This window comes from Polaribacter sp. 2405UD43-2 (genome assembly GCF_058147125.1).
The window spans coordinates 59264-75752 of the sequence record NZ_JBYVJX010000009.1 but is presented as its reverse complement, the minus strand read 5'-3'; the positions used below and the strand labels follow the sequence as shown (position 1 = coordinate 75752).

General features: G+C 30.6%; 18 protein-coding genes. 11 read left to right on the top strand and 7 right to left on the bottom strand.

Going from position 1 to position 16489, the window contains the following annotated elements; all coding sequences use genetic code 11:
- Positions 1–5 precede the first annotated feature (5 nt).
- From ACY2RX_RS12205 to ACY2RX_RS12180, 6 genes are all read left to right on the top strand, one after another.
- On the top strand, positions 6–980 hold the full coding sequence (locus ACY2RX_RS12205) for a TRAP transporter substrate-binding protein (protein WP_490104266.1): 975 nt from the start codon (positions 6–8) through the stop codon (positions 978–980).
- Positions 981–1026: 46 nt separating this feature from the next.
- Positions 1027–1491, top strand: a complete 465-nt coding sequence (locus ACY2RX_RS12200) for a TRAP transporter small permease (RefSeq protein ID WP_490104265.1) — start codon at positions 1027–1029, stop codon at positions 1489–1491.
- Complete coding sequence (locus ACY2RX_RS12195; RefSeq protein WP_490104292.1) at positions 1491–2789, top strand: TRAP transporter large permease; 1299 nt, start codon at positions 1491–1493, stop codon at positions 2787–2789. Before ACY2RX_RS12200 ends, ACY2RX_RS12195 begins: the two co-directional genes overlap by 1 nt.
- Positions 2790–2799: 10 nt before the next feature.
- Positions 2800–3438, top strand: a complete 639-nt coding sequence (locus ACY2RX_RS12190) for a carbohydrate-binding family 9-like protein (RefSeq protein WP_490104264.1) — start codon at positions 2800–2802, stop codon at positions 3436–3438.
- A gap of 108 nt (positions 3439–3546) precedes the next feature.
- Complete coding sequence (locus ACY2RX_RS12185) at positions 3547–6285, top strand: DUF8693 domain-containing protein (RefSeq protein WP_490104263.1); 2739 nt, start codon at positions 3547–3549, stop codon at positions 6283–6285.
- A gap of 29 nt (positions 6286–6314) precedes the next feature.
- Positions 6315–6482, top strand: coding sequence for a hypothetical protein (locus ACY2RX_RS12180; protein ID WP_490104262.1), 168 nt, complete (start codon positions 6315–6317; stop codon positions 6480–6482).
- 81 nt (positions 6483–6563) lie between these two features.
- Here ACY2RX_RS12180 and ACY2RX_RS12175 read toward each other — a convergent pair whose 3' ends face one another.
- Complete coding sequence (locus ACY2RX_RS12175; RefSeq protein ID WP_490104261.1) at positions 6564–6899, bottom strand: single-stranded DNA-binding protein; 336 nt, start codon at positions 6897–6899, stop codon at positions 6564–6566.
- Between the two features lie 158 nt (positions 6900–7057).
- On the opposite strand from ACY2RX_RS12175, the gene ACY2RX_RS12170 reads away from it, so the two are divergent.
- Positions 7058–7600 carry a GNAT family N-acetyltransferase gene (locus ACY2RX_RS12170; RefSeq protein WP_490104260.1) on the top strand — a complete coding sequence of 181 codons (543 nt, stop codon included), beginning with the start codon at positions 7058–7060 and terminating at the stop codon, positions 7598–7600.
- The gene (locus tag ACY2RX_RS12165) at positions 7590–7940 is read left to right on the top strand and encodes a hypothetical protein (RefSeq protein ID WP_490104259.1); all 351 of its coding nucleotides are present in this window, start codon (positions 7590–7592) and stop codon (positions 7938–7940) included. The genes ACY2RX_RS12170 and ACY2RX_RS12165 overlap by 11 nt, the downstream gene beginning before the upstream one ends.
- A 7-nt stretch (positions 7941–7947) precedes the next feature.
- Here the strand turns inward: ACY2RX_RS12165 and ACY2RX_RS12160 are convergent, their stop codons facing one another.
- A complete protein-coding gene (locus ACY2RX_RS12160) occupies positions 7948–8415 on the bottom strand; it encodes a CBS domain-containing protein (protein WP_490104258.1) in 468 nt (155 codons plus the stop codon).
- Positions 8416–8520: 105 nt separating this feature from the next.
- Between ACY2RX_RS12160 and ACY2RX_RS12155 the strand changes: the two genes are divergently transcribed.
- The gene (locus ACY2RX_RS12155; RefSeq protein WP_490104257.1) at positions 8521–10818 is read left to right on the top strand and encodes a M28 family peptidase; all 2298 of its coding nucleotides are present in this window, start codon (positions 8521–8523) and stop codon (positions 10816–10818) included.
- 60 nt (positions 10819–10878) lie between these two features.
- Here ACY2RX_RS12155 and pyk read toward each other — a convergent pair whose 3' ends face one another.
- The 5 genes from pyk to ACY2RX_RS12130 all read right to left on the bottom strand — a co-directional run bounded on the left by pyk (position 10879) and on the right by ACY2RX_RS12130 (position 15113).
- On the bottom strand, positions 10879–12306 hold the full coding sequence (pyk, locus tag ACY2RX_RS12150; RefSeq protein WP_490104256.1) for a pyruvate kinase: 1428 nt from the start codon (positions 12304–12306) through the stop codon (positions 10879–10881).
- 2 nt (positions 12307–12308) lie between these two features.
- Positions 12309–12779 (bottom strand): IPExxxVDY family protein, encoded by a 471-nt coding sequence (locus ACY2RX_RS12145; RefSeq protein ID WP_490104255.1) that lies wholly within the window; start codon positions 12777–12779, stop codon positions 12309–12311.
- A gap of 92 nt (positions 12780–12871) precedes the next feature.
- Entirely contained in the window at positions 12872–13609 is a 738-nt protein-coding gene (rnc, locus tag ACY2RX_RS12140) for a ribonuclease III (protein ID WP_490104254.1), read from the bottom strand.
- 6 nt (positions 13610–13615) lie between these two features.
- The gene (fabF, locus tag ACY2RX_RS12135) at positions 13616–14869 is read right to left on the bottom strand and encodes a beta-ketoacyl-ACP synthase II (RefSeq protein WP_490104253.1); all 1254 of its coding nucleotides are present in this window, start codon (positions 14867–14869) and stop codon (positions 13616–13618) included.
- A gap of 7 nt (positions 14870–14876) precedes the next feature.
- Entirely contained in the window at positions 14877–15113 is a 237-nt protein-coding gene (locus ACY2RX_RS12130; RefSeq protein ID WP_004569249.1) for an acyl carrier protein, read from the bottom strand.
- 175 nt (positions 15114–15288) lie between these two features.
- On the opposite strand from ACY2RX_RS12130, the gene purN reads away from it, so the two are divergent.
- Together purN and ACY2RX_RS12120 are read left to right on the top strand one after the other, a co-directional pair.
- On the top strand, positions 15289–15861 hold the full coding sequence (purN, locus tag ACY2RX_RS12125) for a phosphoribosylglycinamide formyltransferase (protein WP_490104252.1): 573 nt from the start codon (positions 15289–15291) through the stop codon (positions 15859–15861).
- Positions 15854–16489: a ribonuclease H1 domain-containing protein gene (locus ACY2RX_RS12120; protein WP_490104251.1), complete on the top strand. Its 636-nt coding sequence runs from the start codon at positions 15854–15856 to the stop codon at positions 16487–16489. The genes purN and ACY2RX_RS12120 overlap by 8 nt, the downstream gene beginning before the upstream one ends.

The window sequence follows — 16489 nt, the reverse complement described above, 5'->3', positions numbered from 1 at the left end:
TTAAAATGAAAAAAGTACTCTTATACGCGTTTGTTTTAGTTTTTGCCTTTAGTTCATGCGAAACAAAAAAACAAAATAAAACTATAAAGTTAGCTCATGGTTTAGATATGAGCCATCCTGTACATAAAGCTATGGTTTTTATGGGGCAAGAATTAGAAAGAAATTCTAAGGGCGCTTTAAAACTAGAAATTTATCCAAATCAGCAACTAGGTTCAGAAAGACAATGTTTAGAATTGTTGCAAATAGGAAGTCTAGATATGACAAAAGTTTCTGCTGCAGTTATGGAAAATTTTTCTCCTAATATGAAAGTATTAGGACTTCCTTTTTTATTTAAAAACAAAGCGCAAACTTTTAGAGTTTTAGATGGTGAAATAGGTAAAGAATTATTAGACGGAGGTAAAAAATATTGGCTTAAAGGCTTAGGATATTATGATGCTGGTAGCAGAAGTTTTTACACCAAAAACGAATCTGTTTTAGAACCTAAAAACTTAGAAGGCTTAAAAATAAGAGTAATGGAAAGTGTTACTGCTATGAATATGGTAAGTAGTCTTGGAGGTTCTCCAACACCAATTTCATACGGAGAGTTGTATACAGCATTACAACAAGGTGTTGTAGATGGCGCAGAAAATAACCCGCCTTCATTTTTCTTGTCTAGGCATTATGAAGTGTGTAAATTCTATTCTTTAGACGAGCACACAACCATACCAGATGTATTAATAATGAGTACGCATTTATGGGATAAATTATCACCTAAAGAACAAGTTTGGATGCAAAATGCAGCAGATGCTTCAGTAAAACACCAAAGAGAATTGTGGGCAAAAGCAGAAACAGAAGCTATAGAAGCAGTAAAAAAAGCAGGTGTTACAGTAGTAAAACCAGATAAATCATTATTTCAAGAAAAGGTTTCTTCTATGTATGATGAATACAAAAGCAATAAAGAAATTTATGAATTGATAACAAGAATAAAATCAATTCAATAAAAAACATTTTTTAAATGCAATTTTATTTGCACAAATAATATTTAAGATGAAATTCAGAAAAAAAATTGATAAAATATTAGGAATCTCGCTTGTTATAATTATGGGTGTTATGGTAATAAACGTTTTGTGGCAAGTATTTACACGTTTTATTGTAGGTACACCAAGTTCTTTTACAGATGAGCTTGCACGCTATTTAATGATTTGGGTTGGAGTTCTTGGAGCTGCATATATATCTGGAAGAAGAATGCATGTGGCAATAGATTTATTACCTGCAAAATTGAATAAAGAGGGGCAAGTAAAATTAAAAGTTTTTATCAACTGTATTATTATACTTTTTTGCTTTTTTGCTTTAGTAGGTGGTGGTTTAAGATTGGTATATATCACCCTTACATTAGAGCAATATTCACCTGCTTTACAAATACCTTTAGCACTTGTTTATTTAGTAATTCCAATTAGTGGAATTTTAATAATTTATTACAAAATTACCGATATTTTATACAAACAATTATGATGGAATATTTACCAATACTCGTTTTAATTTTTAGTTTTTTAACCCTTTTATTAATAGGTGTTCCTGTTGCATGGAGTATTGCTATATCATCATTATTAACAATGATGGTAAGTATTCCTTTTATACCTGCTTTAACAACTGTGTCTCAAAGAGTCGCCACAGGTTTAGATAGTTTTGCGCTACTCGCCATTCCATTTTTTGTCCTCTCAGGTCAATTAATGAATAAAGGAGGTATTGCCCATCGTTTAATAGATTTTGCCAAAACACTAGTAGGTTCTCTTCCTGGAGGGTTGGCTTTAATTAATGTAATTGCAGCAATGTTAATGGGCTCTATTGCAGGTTCTGCAATGGCATCAGCCTCAGCAATGGGTAGTATTTTAGGTCCAGAAATGGAAAAAGAAGGTTATTCAAAAGAATTTGGTGCGGCAGTAAATATAACATCCTCCACTGTAGGTTTAATTATTCCCCCAAGTAATGTACTTATAGTTTATTCCTTAGCAAGTGGAGGTGTTTCTATTGCTGCACTTTTTATTGCAGGTTATATTCCTGGTATTTTAACAGGATTACTTCTAATGCTTGTTGCTTCTTTTTGGGCAAAAAAGAAAGGTTACAAAGTTGGTAAAAGAAGTACTTTAAAACAAGTAGGTAAAACATTTATAAAAGCTTTTCCTAGTTTAACGTTATTATTTGTAGTTATTGGAGGTATTGTTGCAGGTATTTTTACTGCAACAGAAGCATCTGCTGTAGCGGTTTTATACACCTTACTTTTAGGTTTCTTTTACAAAGAAATTAAAGTAACAGATTTGCCTCAAATTTTGCTTGAATCTTGTGGTACAACTGCAATTGTAATGCTATTAATTGGTGCTTCTATGAGTATGTCTTGGGTAATGTCTTATGAAAACATTCCGCAAGATATTAGTAATTTACTCTTATCTTTGAGTGATAATCCTATTATAATTCTTTTAATAATCAATCTACTATTGTTGTTTGTTGGTATTTTTATGGATATGACTCCTGCAGTGTTAATTTTTACACCCATCTTTTTACCTATAATTACAAAGTTAGGCATGGATCCTATTCAGTTTGGTATCGTTATGGTTTTAAATTTATGTGTTGGTTTGTGTACGCCACCTGTTGGTTCTGTACTTTTTGTTGGTGTTGGCGTTGCCAATACAACTATAGAGAAAGTAGTAAAACCATTATTACCGCTATTTTTAGCAATGATAGTTTCTTTATTTTTAGTAACTTACTTTTCAGAATTAAGTCTTTGGTTGCCTAGATTTTTTGGGTTGATATAAAATCATTTAAATGAAAACATACAAGGTAAAATCAATAAAAAATAAAGAAATAATTATTTCAGGTGATGGAAATCATCCTGTTTGGAAAAAAGCAAATAGTTTAACCGATTTCTCTTCTCCTTGGGATAATGACCCTGTAAAAAAAATAGAATTTAGAGCGATTCATAATTCAGAAAAAATATTCTTTCAATTTAAAGTTGATGACAATCAAACTCATATACACCCTTCTAAAGACAAAAATGATAGCATTAATAATTCTGATAGAGTAGAATTGTTTTTTAGAAGCGATGCTTCTTTAAACCCTTATTATTGTTTAGAAATAGACACAACAGCAAGAATTATGGATTTTAAAGCAAAACCAAATAAAGAATTCGATTTTAATTGGAATTGGCCATCAAAAGAAATAGCCGTAAAATCATCAATAAAAGAAAACCATTTTGTTGTAGAAATTGCAATTACATTGCAATCTTTAAAAGAGTTAAACTTACTAAAAAACGGAGTTATAGAAACGGGTATTTACAGAGCAAAATACAATCAACAAAAAAACAACAGTTTTGAACCCACTTGGATTACTTGGGCAAACCCAAAAACAGCAAACCCAAATTTTCACACACCAACTTCGTTTGGATTGTTAACCCTTGAAAACTAACAAAATAAGTAGAAAAAGCACAATTACCCCTCCTATTTTGAATAGCCAACCACCTAAATTAAAGGTTATTAATGCATAATTTTACCACTCTAATTAAAATCACTTAAAATGAAAAAAATTACTTTATTTATTTTGCTAGCCTTATCGTGTTTTTACATACAGGCTCAAATAACAAATACCACAGGTATTACTGGAGAAGATTTAATCTACCATGAAGATGGAAGATTTGCTAGCGGTGCCGGCTATACTTTTACTACAGAATCTGGTACAACCTCAATTGGTACAACAGGTGATGGAGCACCAAGTGAGGCTGATGCAGGATATACAAGACCTACTAATAATTACCCAGTTGCAACTGCTGCAGATTACTCTGCAACCGTAAGAATTACAAGTAGTGGTGCCGCTAATAATGCTGCTGTAGTATGGGCTGTAGTTAATTCTGTAGATCTTTCTGCTTATGATGGTGGAGGTAGTAAATATTTTACAATAGCTACAAGATCTAGATATTTTGAAAATGGAAGTACAAATATTGATGATCAAAATAAATTTTATTACAGAAGCTCAGCAACAGGTGCAGATCCAACAACAGGTGCTGCTTGGACAGAAGTTCCTGCAGGTCTTATCAGTTCGCATGCAAATGGTGTTTTTGGTAAAGATAATGACTGGGTAGCAACAAAAATTGATTTGTCTTCTATTACCTGTGGTAGTACTTTTGCAATTGCAATGAAACGAACTACAACTGCAGATGGTCCTAATCCTGGGGAGACAGCTTTTAGTAATTCTACAAATAGAAACGGATCTATATATTTAAGTTCTCATGCTTACACCGGTACAGTATTAAAATCTAATATTACAACAGGTGATTTTTCTGCATTAAATACAAGTGCTACTGGACAAACTAGTCTTTTTAATAGACCTTATGCAGCAGTTTCTAATTCAAATTTCAGTAATAATGGAGACAGTAAATGGGATAATATTTTTAATGCTGCAAGTACTTTTGGTCCTAGACTTATAAATGGTACTGCATTTCCAGTAGGAGAAGGTTATCAGTTTGAATTAGCAAACAATTACAATCCTATATTAGTTAGCCATGCAAAGTACCAATTTGATTCTGGTCATTCAGGAAAAGGTAGTCCAGGTAATTCTAAATGGAAAATACAAGGAAGTACCGATAATTCTACTTGGGATGATATAAGTGGAACTATAGAAACGGTAGTAGCTGACAACCAACAAGATATTACAATTCCGTTAACAGCAAAAAAAGCATATAAATATTTCCGATTTATTTCTACAACTTCTTGGACGCCAAGTTCAAATTTTGCTTCATTAAGAAGATTAAGCTTTACTGTTGCTTCTCTTTGGACAGGAACCACAGATTCTAATTGGGCTACAACAACCAACTGGAATACTGGTGCAGTACCAACAACACATTCCGTTGTAATTCCTTCTGGTCTTACAAACTACCCAACAATTGCAACGGGTACAACTGTAAATACTAGCAACATAACTATTGAATCTGGTGCTACATTAAAAGCTGATGGTACATCAACCGTAGGAGGTACAGTAACTTACAAAAGAAATTTATCTTTCACAGCTGGTAATGCGGAAGGATGGCATTTAGTAGGTGCTCCTGTTACAGGACAAGCTTATAATGATACTTATATTACTAATAACTCTATTGCTTCTGGAAACGGAAACAACAGAGGAATTGCAACCTACAATAATGGGGTAGCTTCTAGTAACTGGACCTATGTTCAAGCTGGTGGTAGTGGTACTTTTGGTACAGCAACTGGTTATTCTGTAAAAACTTCTGCCACAAAAGATATTTCTTTTACGGGTACTATGAATACCGATAATGTAACCAAAGCAATTACTGTGGGTGCAGGTACGCCTTTTAACTTAGTTAGCAATCCGTTTGCATCTTACATAAACAGTGAAACTTTTTTAGATTTAGCTTCTAATTCAAGTAAATTAACACAAAAAACTATTTGGGTGTGGAATCCTACTACTAAAAACTACGATGCTAAAATTTCTACTGCTGCGTTTAAAGTAGCTCCTGGTCAAGGATTCTTTGTTAGTTGTTCTTCGGCTGGAAACTTAACTTTTGAAGAAGGAACTCAGTCTCATCAAACAACTGATACCTTTTTAAAAACCGCTGCAAATCCTGAAGTACAATTAAATATTACTGACGGAACATTACACAGATATGCTAAAGTATATTATAATGAAAAAGCAACCAAAGGATTTGATAATGGATTTGATGGTGAAACTTTTTCTGGCGTAGAAAACAAGTTTGATGTTTATACAGAATTGTTAGGTAAAAATAAAGGAAAAAAATACCAAATTCAATCTTTACCAAATTCTGATTTAGAAATTATGGTAATTCCTGTGGGACTTAAAGCTGGGGCTGGTAAAAAATTAACCTTCTCTGCTCAGGCTTTAAACTTACCTTCTAATATGAAAGTATTTTTAGAAGATAGAAACACCAATACTTTTACTCGTTTAGATGAAGCAAATACTGAATATACAATTACTCTAAACCAAGCTGTAAACGGTACAGGAAGATTTTATTTACATACAAAACCTTCTTCTGTTTTAAGTACGGATGATGCTTTATTAGAAAGTGTTAGTATTTATACAAATAATAATAACTTAAAAATTGTTGGCTTAGAAAAAGGGAAAACAACTGTTAAACTATTTAATGTTCTTGGCAAACAAGTAGTAAATACTACTTTTAACGCAACAGCTAATAAAGAAATTGCATTGCCTAATTTAACTAAAGGTGTTTATATTGTTCAATTAACTTCGGTAAAAGGAAAATTAAATAAAAAAATAATCTTAGAATAAATAACGAGAACTTTTTAAAACAAAACAGAATGAAAAAACAAATTGAAAATACGCAAGAAATTTCTCGTAAAGACGCTCTTAAAAAGATAGGTAATTACGGTAAATACGCAGCTTTAACTGCATTAGGCACATATATGATATTAAACCCACAAAAAGCTCAGGCACAAAGCCCTGAAGATCCTGGTACAGGATTTTAATATATTGAGTGAAATACATTTAGTAAAAGCCTGTTCTTAAAAAGAACAGGCTTTTTCATATTTGTAACAAATTTTCAAGAACTAGTTTCTTCCTAAAAGTAACAATTCTGTTACAACAACTTCAGTAACATATTTTTTTTCACCTTCTTTGGTTTCATAAGAACGAGAAGTTAACTTGCCTTCAATGGCAATTTCTTTTCCTTTGGTTACATACTTTTCAATAATATCTGCGGTTTTGTTCCAAGCAACTAACGAATGCCATTCAACATTCTGTATTTTTTGACCTGAAGCATTTGTATAACTTTCATTAGTCGCTAATGAGAATTTTGCTAATTTCTTTCCAGATTCTAAGGTAATGATTTCTGGGTTGTTTCCTAAGTTTCCAATTAACTGTACTTTGTTTCTTAACGTATTCATAAGATAAGTTTTTAAATTATTATTTTGTTTTTGTCAATTCGTTTTGACTCTGCAAAGTTGCGATACCATTAAAGTTTTATTCGGTTACAAAACATTTACTTTCGGTTGTAATTATTTGTAGTCGTTTGTAAACGAATAATTTTACTTACTTTTAACGTATGAAATTTTATTTAGAAACGGAAAGGCTTATTCTTAGAGAGCTTCAAGAAAATGATGTTGACGGAATGTTTGAATTAGATTCAAATGTTGATGTGCATAAATATTTAGGAAACGATCCTATTACAACTAAAAAAGACGCTTCAAAAAATATTATTTTTATTAAAGAACAGTATAAAAAAAGAGGTATTGGGCGTTTTGCAGCTATAGAAAAAAAGTCTGACAATTTTATTGGTTGGTCTGGTTTAAAACTAAATCAAGGAAAAAAAGAAGCGTTAAATGGATTTCAAAATTTTATTGATATTGGTTACAGATTTATTCCTAAATATTGGAAAAAAGGGTATGGTTTAGAAGCTGCTGTTGCTTGCTTAGAGTATGGATTTAAAGAAATGAATTACAATATTATTTATGGTGCTGCTGATGTTAAAAACATTGGTTCTAACAAAATTTTACAAAAAATTGGATTGCAATTTGTCAATGAATTTGATTACAAAGATGTAAAAGTAAATTGGTATGAATTAAAAAAAGAAAACTATGAAAGCTAGAGAATGTTTAGAATGTAAAGAGCCTGTAAAAGGCAGAATTGATAAAAAGTTTTGCTCTGATTATTGCAGAAATGCATATAATAACAAAGTAAATAAAGATAGTAAAAACCTAATTAGAAATATTAACAATCGTCTTCGAAAAAACTATAAAATATTATCAGAATTAAACAGCTCTGGAAAAACAAAAGTGTCTAGAACTAAATTATATGATAAAGGTTTTGACTTTCAGTTTTTTACATCCATCTATAAAACAAAAACAGGTAATACCTATTTTTATATTTACGACCAAGGGTATTTAGCCTTAGAAAATGAGACATTTTTATTGATTAAAAGAGATTGATTCGCTTTTATTTCCAAGTAGTTCCTTTTACTTTTAAGGTGGCTTTAAGAACATCTTTCTGGCTTAATTGCCCAATTAATTTTCCGTTTTCTACAACAGGAAATCTTCTTCTGTGCGAACTAATAAACTTAAATGCAGCATCAAAAATATTCATATTTTTATCAATAGTATCTACATCTTTAACCATATATTTACCAACAGTATTATTAATGTCAGAAGGCATATTATAATATTTGCTCTCAGAAATATGTTTAATACAGTCGGTTTCAGAAATGATTCCTATTAAATCATTTTTATCATTTACTACAGGCCCTCCAGAAATCTTATGAGCTATTAATTGTGCTATAACATAATCTAAAGAATCTTCAGCTTTAAATGTTATCAATTTTTTGGTCATATAATCAGACACTAAAATTTGAGATTCTTCTTTTTTTTGGCTGGTGTCTCTTTTTCCTTGAAAGCTTTTTATACCCATAATAATTAGTTTTAGTTGTTTTAAATTTAGTGTTTTTTATGTTCTATGCAACATTAACTTTAAGTTTTTTTTATTTCTTACTTTTATAAAAACTAATTTCGCAAAATGAAAACCTTTTCTTCTCTTGTTTCTGTACTAATTATTTTGGGTGTAATTTATTGGAGTTTTTCTGATTTAAAACCCTCATTTAATTCAGAAAAAGTTGCTTTAAAAAACGAATTCTCTATAAATAATGCGCTATATCACCTAAAAAACATTAGCAAAGAGGTTCATTATACAGGTTCTAAAAATCATAAAAAGGTTCAAGATTATATTGTAAATGAATTACAGAAATTAGGTTTAAAAACGGAAATACAAACCCAAACTGCAATTAACAAAAAATGGTTTTCTGCAACAACAACAGAAAATATTTTAGCAAGAATTAAAGGTTCTGAAAACGGAAAAGCGTTAATGTTGTTAACCCATTATGACGCTAACCCTCATTCTTCTTTGGGCGCAAGTGATGCTGGTTCTGGCGTGGTTACCATTTTAGAAGGAATTAGAGTTTTCTTAGAAAAAAACAAACAACCTAAAAATGATATTATCATCTTAATTTCTGATGCAGAAGAGTTGGGTTTATTAGGCGCACAAGCTTTTGTTGATGCGCATTCTTGGAAAAAAGACGTTGGTTTGGTGTTAAATTTTGAAGCCAGAGGAAGTGGAGGCCCAAGTTATATGTTAATGGAAACCAATGGAAAAAACAGCAAATTATTATCTGAGTTTTTAAAAGCAAAACCCAATTATCCTGCTGCAAATTCTTTAATGTACAGCATTTACAAAAAGTTGCCAAATGATACAGATTTAACCGTTTTTAGAGAAAAAGCAAATATAAACGGATTCAATTTTGCGTTTATTGGAGATCATTTCGATTATCATACATCACAAGATTCTTACCAACGTTTAGACAGAGAAACACTCTTACATCAGGTAGATTATTTTTCATCAACCGTAAATTATTTTGCAAATTCAGATTTATCTAATTTAAATTCTGATAAAGATTTTGTCTATGTAAATTTTCCGTTTGTAAAGTTAGCAACCTATCCTTTTTCTTGGGTTTTACCAATGTTGGTTATTGCAATTGCAATCTTTATTCTTTTGCTTTTCTTCGGATTTAAAAAAAAGAAACTCTCTGTAAAAGGAATTGTAAAAGGTTTAGGAATTTTTCTTTTATCGGTAATTTTATGTGGCGGAATTTCTTTTGGAATCTGGAAATTAATATTGATGATGCATCCTCAGTACCAAGACATTTTACACGGTTTTACTTATAATGGATATCAATACATTGCTGCTTTTGTCTTCTTAAATCTTTGGATACTATTCAAATGCTACAAATACATTTCTAAACACGAAAAAACGACTGATTTATTGATTGCTCCAATTTTAATTTGGTTAATCATTAATTTTTTAATTAGCGGTTCTTTAAAAGGTGCAGGTTTTTTTATCATTCCGGTTTTTTGTGCTTTAATCATTTTAGCCATTGCTGTTTTTATGAATTTAGAACAAAAATCGAAACGTATTTTATTTACCATTATCTCAATTCCTACTATTTATATTTTTGCGCCATTAATAAAAGTATTTCCTGTTGGTTTAGGCTTAAAAATCTTATTTGTTAGCGGAATTTTAATTGCATTCGTTTTTGGTTTGATGATTTTTACTTTTCATCAAAAAAAATCTTTTTGGATGCAAAAAACAGCAGGTTTATTCACACTAATTTTCTTTGGTTTAGCAACCTATAATAGTGGTTTTTCTGTTGATAAGAAAAAGCCTAATAGTATTGTTTATATTCAGAATACAGATAATAAAACTGCTTATTTTGGCACTTATAACACAACTTTAGATGATTATACCAAACAAATTTTTGACGATAATGCCACAAAAGGAAGTATTGCAAATGCAGAAACTAAGAGCAAATACAATACACGTTTTTCCTATCATAAAAAAACGGATTATAAAAACATTCCATCATCAGATATAGAAATTGATTTAGACACCATTATTGGCAACAAACGTTTTTTAGAGTTTACACTTTCTTTTAACAGAAAAGTTAACAAACTAGAGTTTATTACCCAAAAAGAACTCAAATTACATCAATTTAAAGTAAATGATGTTTTGGCAAATGAAGGTAAAAATTATAGGGTAAAAAAAGGAACTTTTTTAATTTATCATTTAGCAAACAAAGACAAAGAAGTAACACTTTCTTTTAATATTTTAAAAGATGATGATTTAGATATTATTTTAAATGAAATTTCTTACGATTTACTACAAAACCCAAACTTCTCAATCAAATCAAGAACAGCAGAAATGATGCCTATGCCTTTTGTAACCAATGATGCTATTATTATTTCTAAAAAATTAAAGTTATAAGCATAAAAAAGCAACCTAGATGTTAGATTGCTTTTATAAATTTTAATAATAAAGAGCTTTCTATTCTATTTCAGAAACTCTTAATGTATTTACCATACCTTTAGCTTCTACTGGCATAGAAGTAAGGTTTATCATTAAATCGCCTTCTTTTACATATCCTTTTTCTTTAGATATTTCATTAATCTCTACAACAGTATCATCTGTACTTAGTTGTTTGTCGTAATAAAAAGCTTTAACCCCCCAAAGTAAGTTTAGTTTTCCTAAAATTCTTTTTTCTGATGAAAATGCTAATATTTTAGATTGCGGCCTCCAAGCAGAAATCTGAAATGCAGTATACCCACTATTTGTTAATGTAGATATGGCTGCTGCATCAATATCATTTGCCATTAATGCTGCATGATGACATACTGATTTTGTAATAAATCTATTGGTTCTAATATGGGGAGCTTCTAGCGGAACTTTAATCATTCTAGAGTTTTCTACTGCTTTAATAATCTCTGCCATTTTTTGAATAACTCTAACTGGATGTTTACCAACAGATGTTTCTCCAGAAAGCATAACTGCATCAGCTCCATCCATAATAGAATTGGCAACATCATTTACTTCTGCTCTTGTTGGTACAGAATTATCAATCATTGTTTCCATCATCTGAGTTGCAATAATTACAGGAATTCTAGCTCTTTTTGCACGTCTTACTAATTTTTTCTGAATTAACGGTACATCTTGCATTGGTATTTCTACACCTAAATCTCCACGTGCAACCATTAATCCATCACAATAAGGAATTAATGCATCCATATTTGCAACAGCTTCTGGTTTTTCAATTTTTGCAATTACAGGAACTCTATATTCTGAATGCTCATCAATTAAATCGCGTAACATTCTTAAATCTTCTGGTGTTCTTACAAAAGAAAGAGCAATCCAATCTACTTCTATTCCTAATGCAAAAATGGCATCTTCTTTATCTTTTTCTGTAAGCGCAGGTAAAGAAATAGCGGTATTTGGTAAGTTTACTCCTTTTTTAGAGTTTAGTGGTCCTCCAACAATAACTTTTACAACTACTTTTTTGTCTTTGTCTGTAGCTATTACTTCGAATAATAATTTACCATCATCTACCATAATTTGCTCTCCAACTTTTACGTCTTTTGGAAAACGTTGATACGTCATAAAAGCTTTTTCTTTTGTACCTATACATTCTTCTGTTGTAAAAGTAAATGTATCTCCATCATTTAAGATTACATTTTCTTCCATAACTCCTACACGTAACTTTGGTCCTTGTAAATCTGCTAAAATTGCTACATTAAAACCGTTTTCTTCATTAATTTCTCTAATGGTTTTTACAGTTTGCTTAACATTTTCATATTCTGCATGCGAAAAATTAATTCTAAAAACATTAACCCCTTCTATTGCTAATTCTGTTAATATTTCTTTACTACTTGTTGCGGGTCCTAATGTGGCAACTATTTTGGTTTTTTTGTATGCTTTCATTTTTAAAATATTAAAAAGTCTTTAGACTTTAATGCGTTTTTATCTATTAAATATGCAGTAATTACATTATTAATAGACTTAATTTTATGGATTATTTTTAATACAAATTCGTACTCTGCTTCTCCGCTAATTTTTAAAAAAAAATCTACTTTTTTCTTTTCTGGTATTAAATACGTTTTTGTTTCTGATGTTAACAATAATTCGTTAGATACGGTTTGATTTTCTCTTCTATAACTATTTGCAATTAAAAACCAATCAAAATCATATTTTATATTTTCGTAATTATAGATAGAAAAAGAGGCTTTCTTTTTTTCTCTAACAAACTCTAAATCTTCTTTTGCTTTGTAAAGTTTGGTGTTTAGATTTTTGTTAAGCAAATAGGCAAGTTTATAATCTTCTAATGTAGAATGAATTCCTATTAAAGAATATTCTTCTTCGCAAAAATCATCTAATTCTAAAGCGTGTACCTGCATAAATTATAACTAAAACTAGTTTTTATGAGGTGGCTAAATTACTAATTGTTTATGAGTTTTAATGTTAAATTTAACGAAAACGATATCGTTATTTAACTTAAAGTTATTTGCTTTTGAAAAGCATAATACACTCTTTTTGATGCTTGTTCTTCTGCTTTTTTCTTTGATGTAGCTCGCCCTTTCGCAATCTGCTCTCCATCTATACAAATTTTAACGCTAAAGTGTTTTATAGTTTCATTTCCTGAATCTTCATAAGTATTAAAAGAATACTTTTTCTTCTGTTTTTGACACCACTCTATAATTAAACCTTTATAGCTTGTAATTTTACCTTCCAATTTTTCGATATCAACATAAGGAATAATTACATTTTCATAAATAAACTTTTGACAAGTATTATAGCCCTTGTCTAAATAAATAGCACCTATTAAAGCTTCAAAAATATTTCCATAAATATTATCGCCAACATTAGCTTGGTCTATATTACTTTTAACAAAACGGATTAAATTTAAATCCTTACCTAATTCATTTAAATGCTCTCTGCTTACAATTTTAGAGCGCATTTGTGTTAAATACCCTTCTGTACCTGTTGGTACTTTCTTGTATAAATAAGCAGCAATCACAGAGCCAAGAATAGAATCGCCTAAAAACTCTAAGCGCTCATAATTAATGGGAATTCCTTTTCTATCTAACATTTGCACAGATCTATGTGTAAATGCTTTTTTATATTTGTTAATACTTCTTGGAGAAAAATTGAGCAGTTTTTTTAATTCGTAATATAATTCAGTATCCTCTTCAGAATGAGGCTTCACTATTTTACGAATAAAATTCATAGAGTATTATTCTTCTAACTTTTTAAATGCAATACATGCATTATGACCTCCAAAACCAAACGTGTTGCTCATTGCAACTTTAATCTCTCTTTTTTGAGGTTTATTTAACGTTAAGTTTAATTCTGGATTGATATTTTCGTCTACGTTAACGTGATTTATTGTTGGAGGAACAAGGCTGTGTTTCATTGCTAAAATTGATGCAATCGATTCAATAGCACCTGCAGCTCCTAATAAGTGACCCGTCATAGATTTTGTCGAATTAATGTTGATGTTTTTTGCATATTCTCCAAAAACTTCTGAGATTGCTTTTAACTCAGCAACATCTCCTAATGGAGTAGAAGTACCATGCGTATTAATATGATCTACATCTTCTGGTTTTATACCAGAATTTTCTAAACAGTTTTTCATCACAGCAATTACACCAATCCCTTCTGGATGTGGAGCTGTCATATGATAAGCATCAGAAGACATTCCTCCTCCAATAACTTCTGCATAAATTTTTGCTCCTCTAGCTTTTGCGTGTTCATAGCTTTCTAAAACAATTGCTCCTGCACCTTCACCTAACACAAAACCATCGCGTTCTGCATCAAAAGGTCTTGAGGCTGTTTTTGGGCTTTCATTGCTTTCAGATAATGCTTTCATTGCATTAAACCCACCAACACCTGCTTGTGTAACAGCAGCTTCAGAACCACCAGTTACAATAACATCACAATGTCCTAATCTAATATAGTTTAAAGCATCTATCATAGCATTTGCTGATGATGCACAAGCTGATACTGTTGTGTAGTTAGGCCCCATAAATCCATTTTTAATAGAAATATTACCAGGAGCTATATCAGCAATCATTTTTGGAATAAAGAATGGGTTAAATCTTGGAGTACCATCACCAGCGCCAAAATTTATAGCTTCGTTTTGAAAAGTTTCTAAACCACCTATTCCTGCTCCCCAAATTACACCAACGCGTAATTTGTTAATTGTTTCTAAATTTAATTCAGCATCTGCAATAGCTTCGTCTGAAGCAACCATTGCATACTGTGTAAATTTGTCCATTTTACGCGCCTCTTTTCTATGTATAAAATCGGTAGCGTTAAAATCTTTTAATTCACATGCAAAACGAGTTTTGAACTTGGCAGCATCAAAGTGTGTGATAGGTGCTGCTCCGCTAACTCCGTTAACTAAGGCGTTCCAATATTCTTCAATATTATTACCAATTGGCGTTAATGCGCCAAGTCCTGTAACTACAACTCGTTTTAACTGCATATAAATATTACTTTTTTGCTTCTTCTATATAGCTAACTGCTTGGCCAACTGTACCTATGTTTTCAGCTTGATCGTCCGGAATTTGAATATCAAATTCTTTTTCGAATTCCATAATTAACTCAACAGTATCTAAAGAATCTGCTCCTAAATCGTTTGTGAAGCTAGCTTCTGTTGTTACTTCGTTATCGTCTACTCCTAACTTGTCTACGATAATCGCTTTTACTCTTGATGCAATGTCTGACATAATTTTTTTGTTTTTTTAAAATTTAAATCGGTGCAAAAATACAAATCTTTATAATTATAACTAATTTTTGTCCGAAAAATGATTACTAAAAGTAAAGAAAAAAAATTAATCTCTCCTTAAAAATAATCAGTTTGTTAATAATTATTCTTTTTTTTGTAACCTAGATTTATAGTATATGAAGCGTATTGTAATTTTTGCTTCTGGTTCTGGTACGAACGCAGAAAATATTATTAAGTTTTTTAATCTAACTAAGACAGCTATTGTTACTAATGTATTGTGTAACAATGAGTATGCCAAAGTTTTTGATAGGTGTAAAAACCTAAATACCAAGTGTTTACATTTTGACAGAAATGACTTTTCTAAATCGGATACGATTTTAAATATCTTAAAAAAAGAAGCTGATTATATAATTTTAGCTGGGTTTTTATGGAAAATTCCTGAAAATATTATTGATGCTTTTCCTAATAAAATTATTAACATTCATCCTGCTTTGTTACCAAATTATGGTGGAAAAGGTATGTATGGAATGCATATTCACAGAGCTGTAAAAGAAAATAAAGAAACCGAAACAGGTATTACAATTCACTATGTAAATACCAATTATGATGAAGGAGCCATCATTTTTCAGGCAAAAACGGCTCTTTCAGCCAAAGATTCTCCTGAAAAAATTGCTGAAAAAATTCATATTTTAGAGCAAAAGTATTTTCCTAAAGTTATAGAAGAAGTTATTTTATCTACAAATGCCTAAAAAAAAGTTTTACGTTGTTTGGAAAGGAAGAAAAACGGGTGTTTTTACTTCTTGGAAAGTTTGTAAACAACAAATTGATGGTTTTGAAGGCGCTCAATACAAATCTTTTACTAATTTAGATGAAGCTGAAATTGCATCCACCAAAAAATATGAAGCTTATAAAGGTAAAAACACCAAAAAACCTACTTTATCATCTTCTGAAAAAGCTAAATATGGAACGCCTATTTTAGAAAGTATTGCTGTGGATGCAGCTTGTAGTGGAAATCCAGGTAAAATGGAATATAGAGGTGTTTTAACACATAATAAAAAAGAAATTTTTAAAAAAGGTCCATTTAAAAAAGGAACTAATAATATTGGTGAGTTTTTGGCTCTAGTTCATGGAATTGCACTTTTAAAAAGTAAAAACAAAGAAAATATTCCTATATATTCTGATTCTAAAATTGCGATGAGTTGGGTTCGTCAAAAAAAATGTAAAACCAACATTCTTTTTGATGCTTCTAATAAAGATTTATTAGAGTTGATAAAAAGGGCTGAAAAATGGCTAAAAGAAAATACGTTTAAAAATCCTATTTTAAAATGGGAAACCAAAGCTTGGGGAGAAATTCCTGCAGATTTTGGACGGAAGTAA

Excerpts from the sequence above, each read along its gene's own strand:
- fabF (WP_490104253.1), bottom strand. The coding sequence starts at position 14,869 with ATGCAGTTAAAACGAGTTGTAGTTACAGGACTTGGCGCATTAACGCCA.
- rnc (WP_490104254.1), bottom strand. The coding sequence starts at position 13,609 with ATGAATTTTATTCGTAAAATAGTGAAGCCTCATTCTGAAGAGGATACT.
- ACY2RX_RS12165 (WP_490104259.1), top strand. The coding sequence starts at position 7,590 with ATGAAAGCTAGAGAATGTTTAGAATGTAAAGAGCCTGTAAAAGGCAGA.
- purN (WP_490104252.1), top strand. The coding sequence starts at position 15,289 with ATGAAGCGTATTGTAATTTTTGCTTCTGGTTCTGGTACGAACGCAGAA.
- ACY2RX_RS12120 (WP_490104251.1), top strand. The coding sequence starts at position 15,854 with ATGCCTAAAAAAAAGTTTTACGTTGTTTGGAAAGGAAGAAAAACGGGT.
- ACY2RX_RS12180 (WP_490104262.1), top strand. The coding sequence starts at position 6,315 with ATGAAAAAACAAATTGAAAATACGCAAGAAATTTCTCGTAAAGACGCT.
- ACY2RX_RS12155 (WP_490104257.1), top strand. The coding sequence starts at position 8,521 with ATGAAAACCTTTTCTTCTCTTGTTTCTGTACTAATTATTTTGGGTGTA.
- ACY2RX_RS12195 (WP_490104292.1), top strand. The coding sequence starts at position 1,491 with ATGGAATATTTACCAATACTCGTTTTAATTTTTAGTTTTTTAACCCTT.
- ACY2RX_RS12190 (WP_490104264.1), top strand. The coding sequence starts at position 2,800 with ATGAAAACATACAAGGTAAAATCAATAAAAAATAAAGAAATAATTATT.
- ACY2RX_RS12130 (WP_004569249.1), bottom strand. The coding sequence starts at position 15,113 with ATGTCAGACATTGCATCAAGAGTAAAAGCGATTATCGTAGACAAGTTA.
- ACY2RX_RS12160 (WP_490104258.1), bottom strand. The coding sequence starts at position 8,415 with ATGGGTATAAAAAGCTTTCAAGGAAAAAGAGACACCAGCCAAAAAAAA.
- ACY2RX_RS12145 (WP_490104255.1), bottom strand. The coding sequence starts at position 12,779 with ATGCAGGTACACGCTTTAGAATTAGATGATTTTTGCGAAGAAGAATAT.
- ACY2RX_RS12170 (WP_490104260.1), top strand. The coding sequence starts at position 7,058 with ATGAAATTTTATTTAGAAACGGAAAGGCTTATTCTTAGAGAGCTTCAA.
- ACY2RX_RS12175 (WP_490104261.1), bottom strand. The coding sequence starts at position 6,899 with ATGAATACGTTAAGAAACAAAGTACAGTTAATTGGAAACTTAGGAAAC.
- ACY2RX_RS12200 (WP_490104265.1), top strand. The coding sequence starts at position 1,027 with ATGAAATTCAGAAAAAAAATTGATAAAATATTAGGAATCTCGCTTGTT.
- pyk (WP_490104256.1), bottom strand. The coding sequence starts at position 12,306 with ATGAAAGCATACAAAAAAACCAAAATAGTTGCCACATTAGGACCCGCA.
- ACY2RX_RS12185 (WP_490104263.1), top strand. The coding sequence starts at position 3,547 with ATGAAAAAAATTACTTTATTTATTTTGCTAGCCTTATCGTGTTTTTAC.
- ACY2RX_RS12205 (WP_490104266.1), top strand. The coding sequence starts at position 6 with ATGAAAAAAGTACTCTTATACGCGTTTGTTTTAGTTTTTGCCTTTAGT.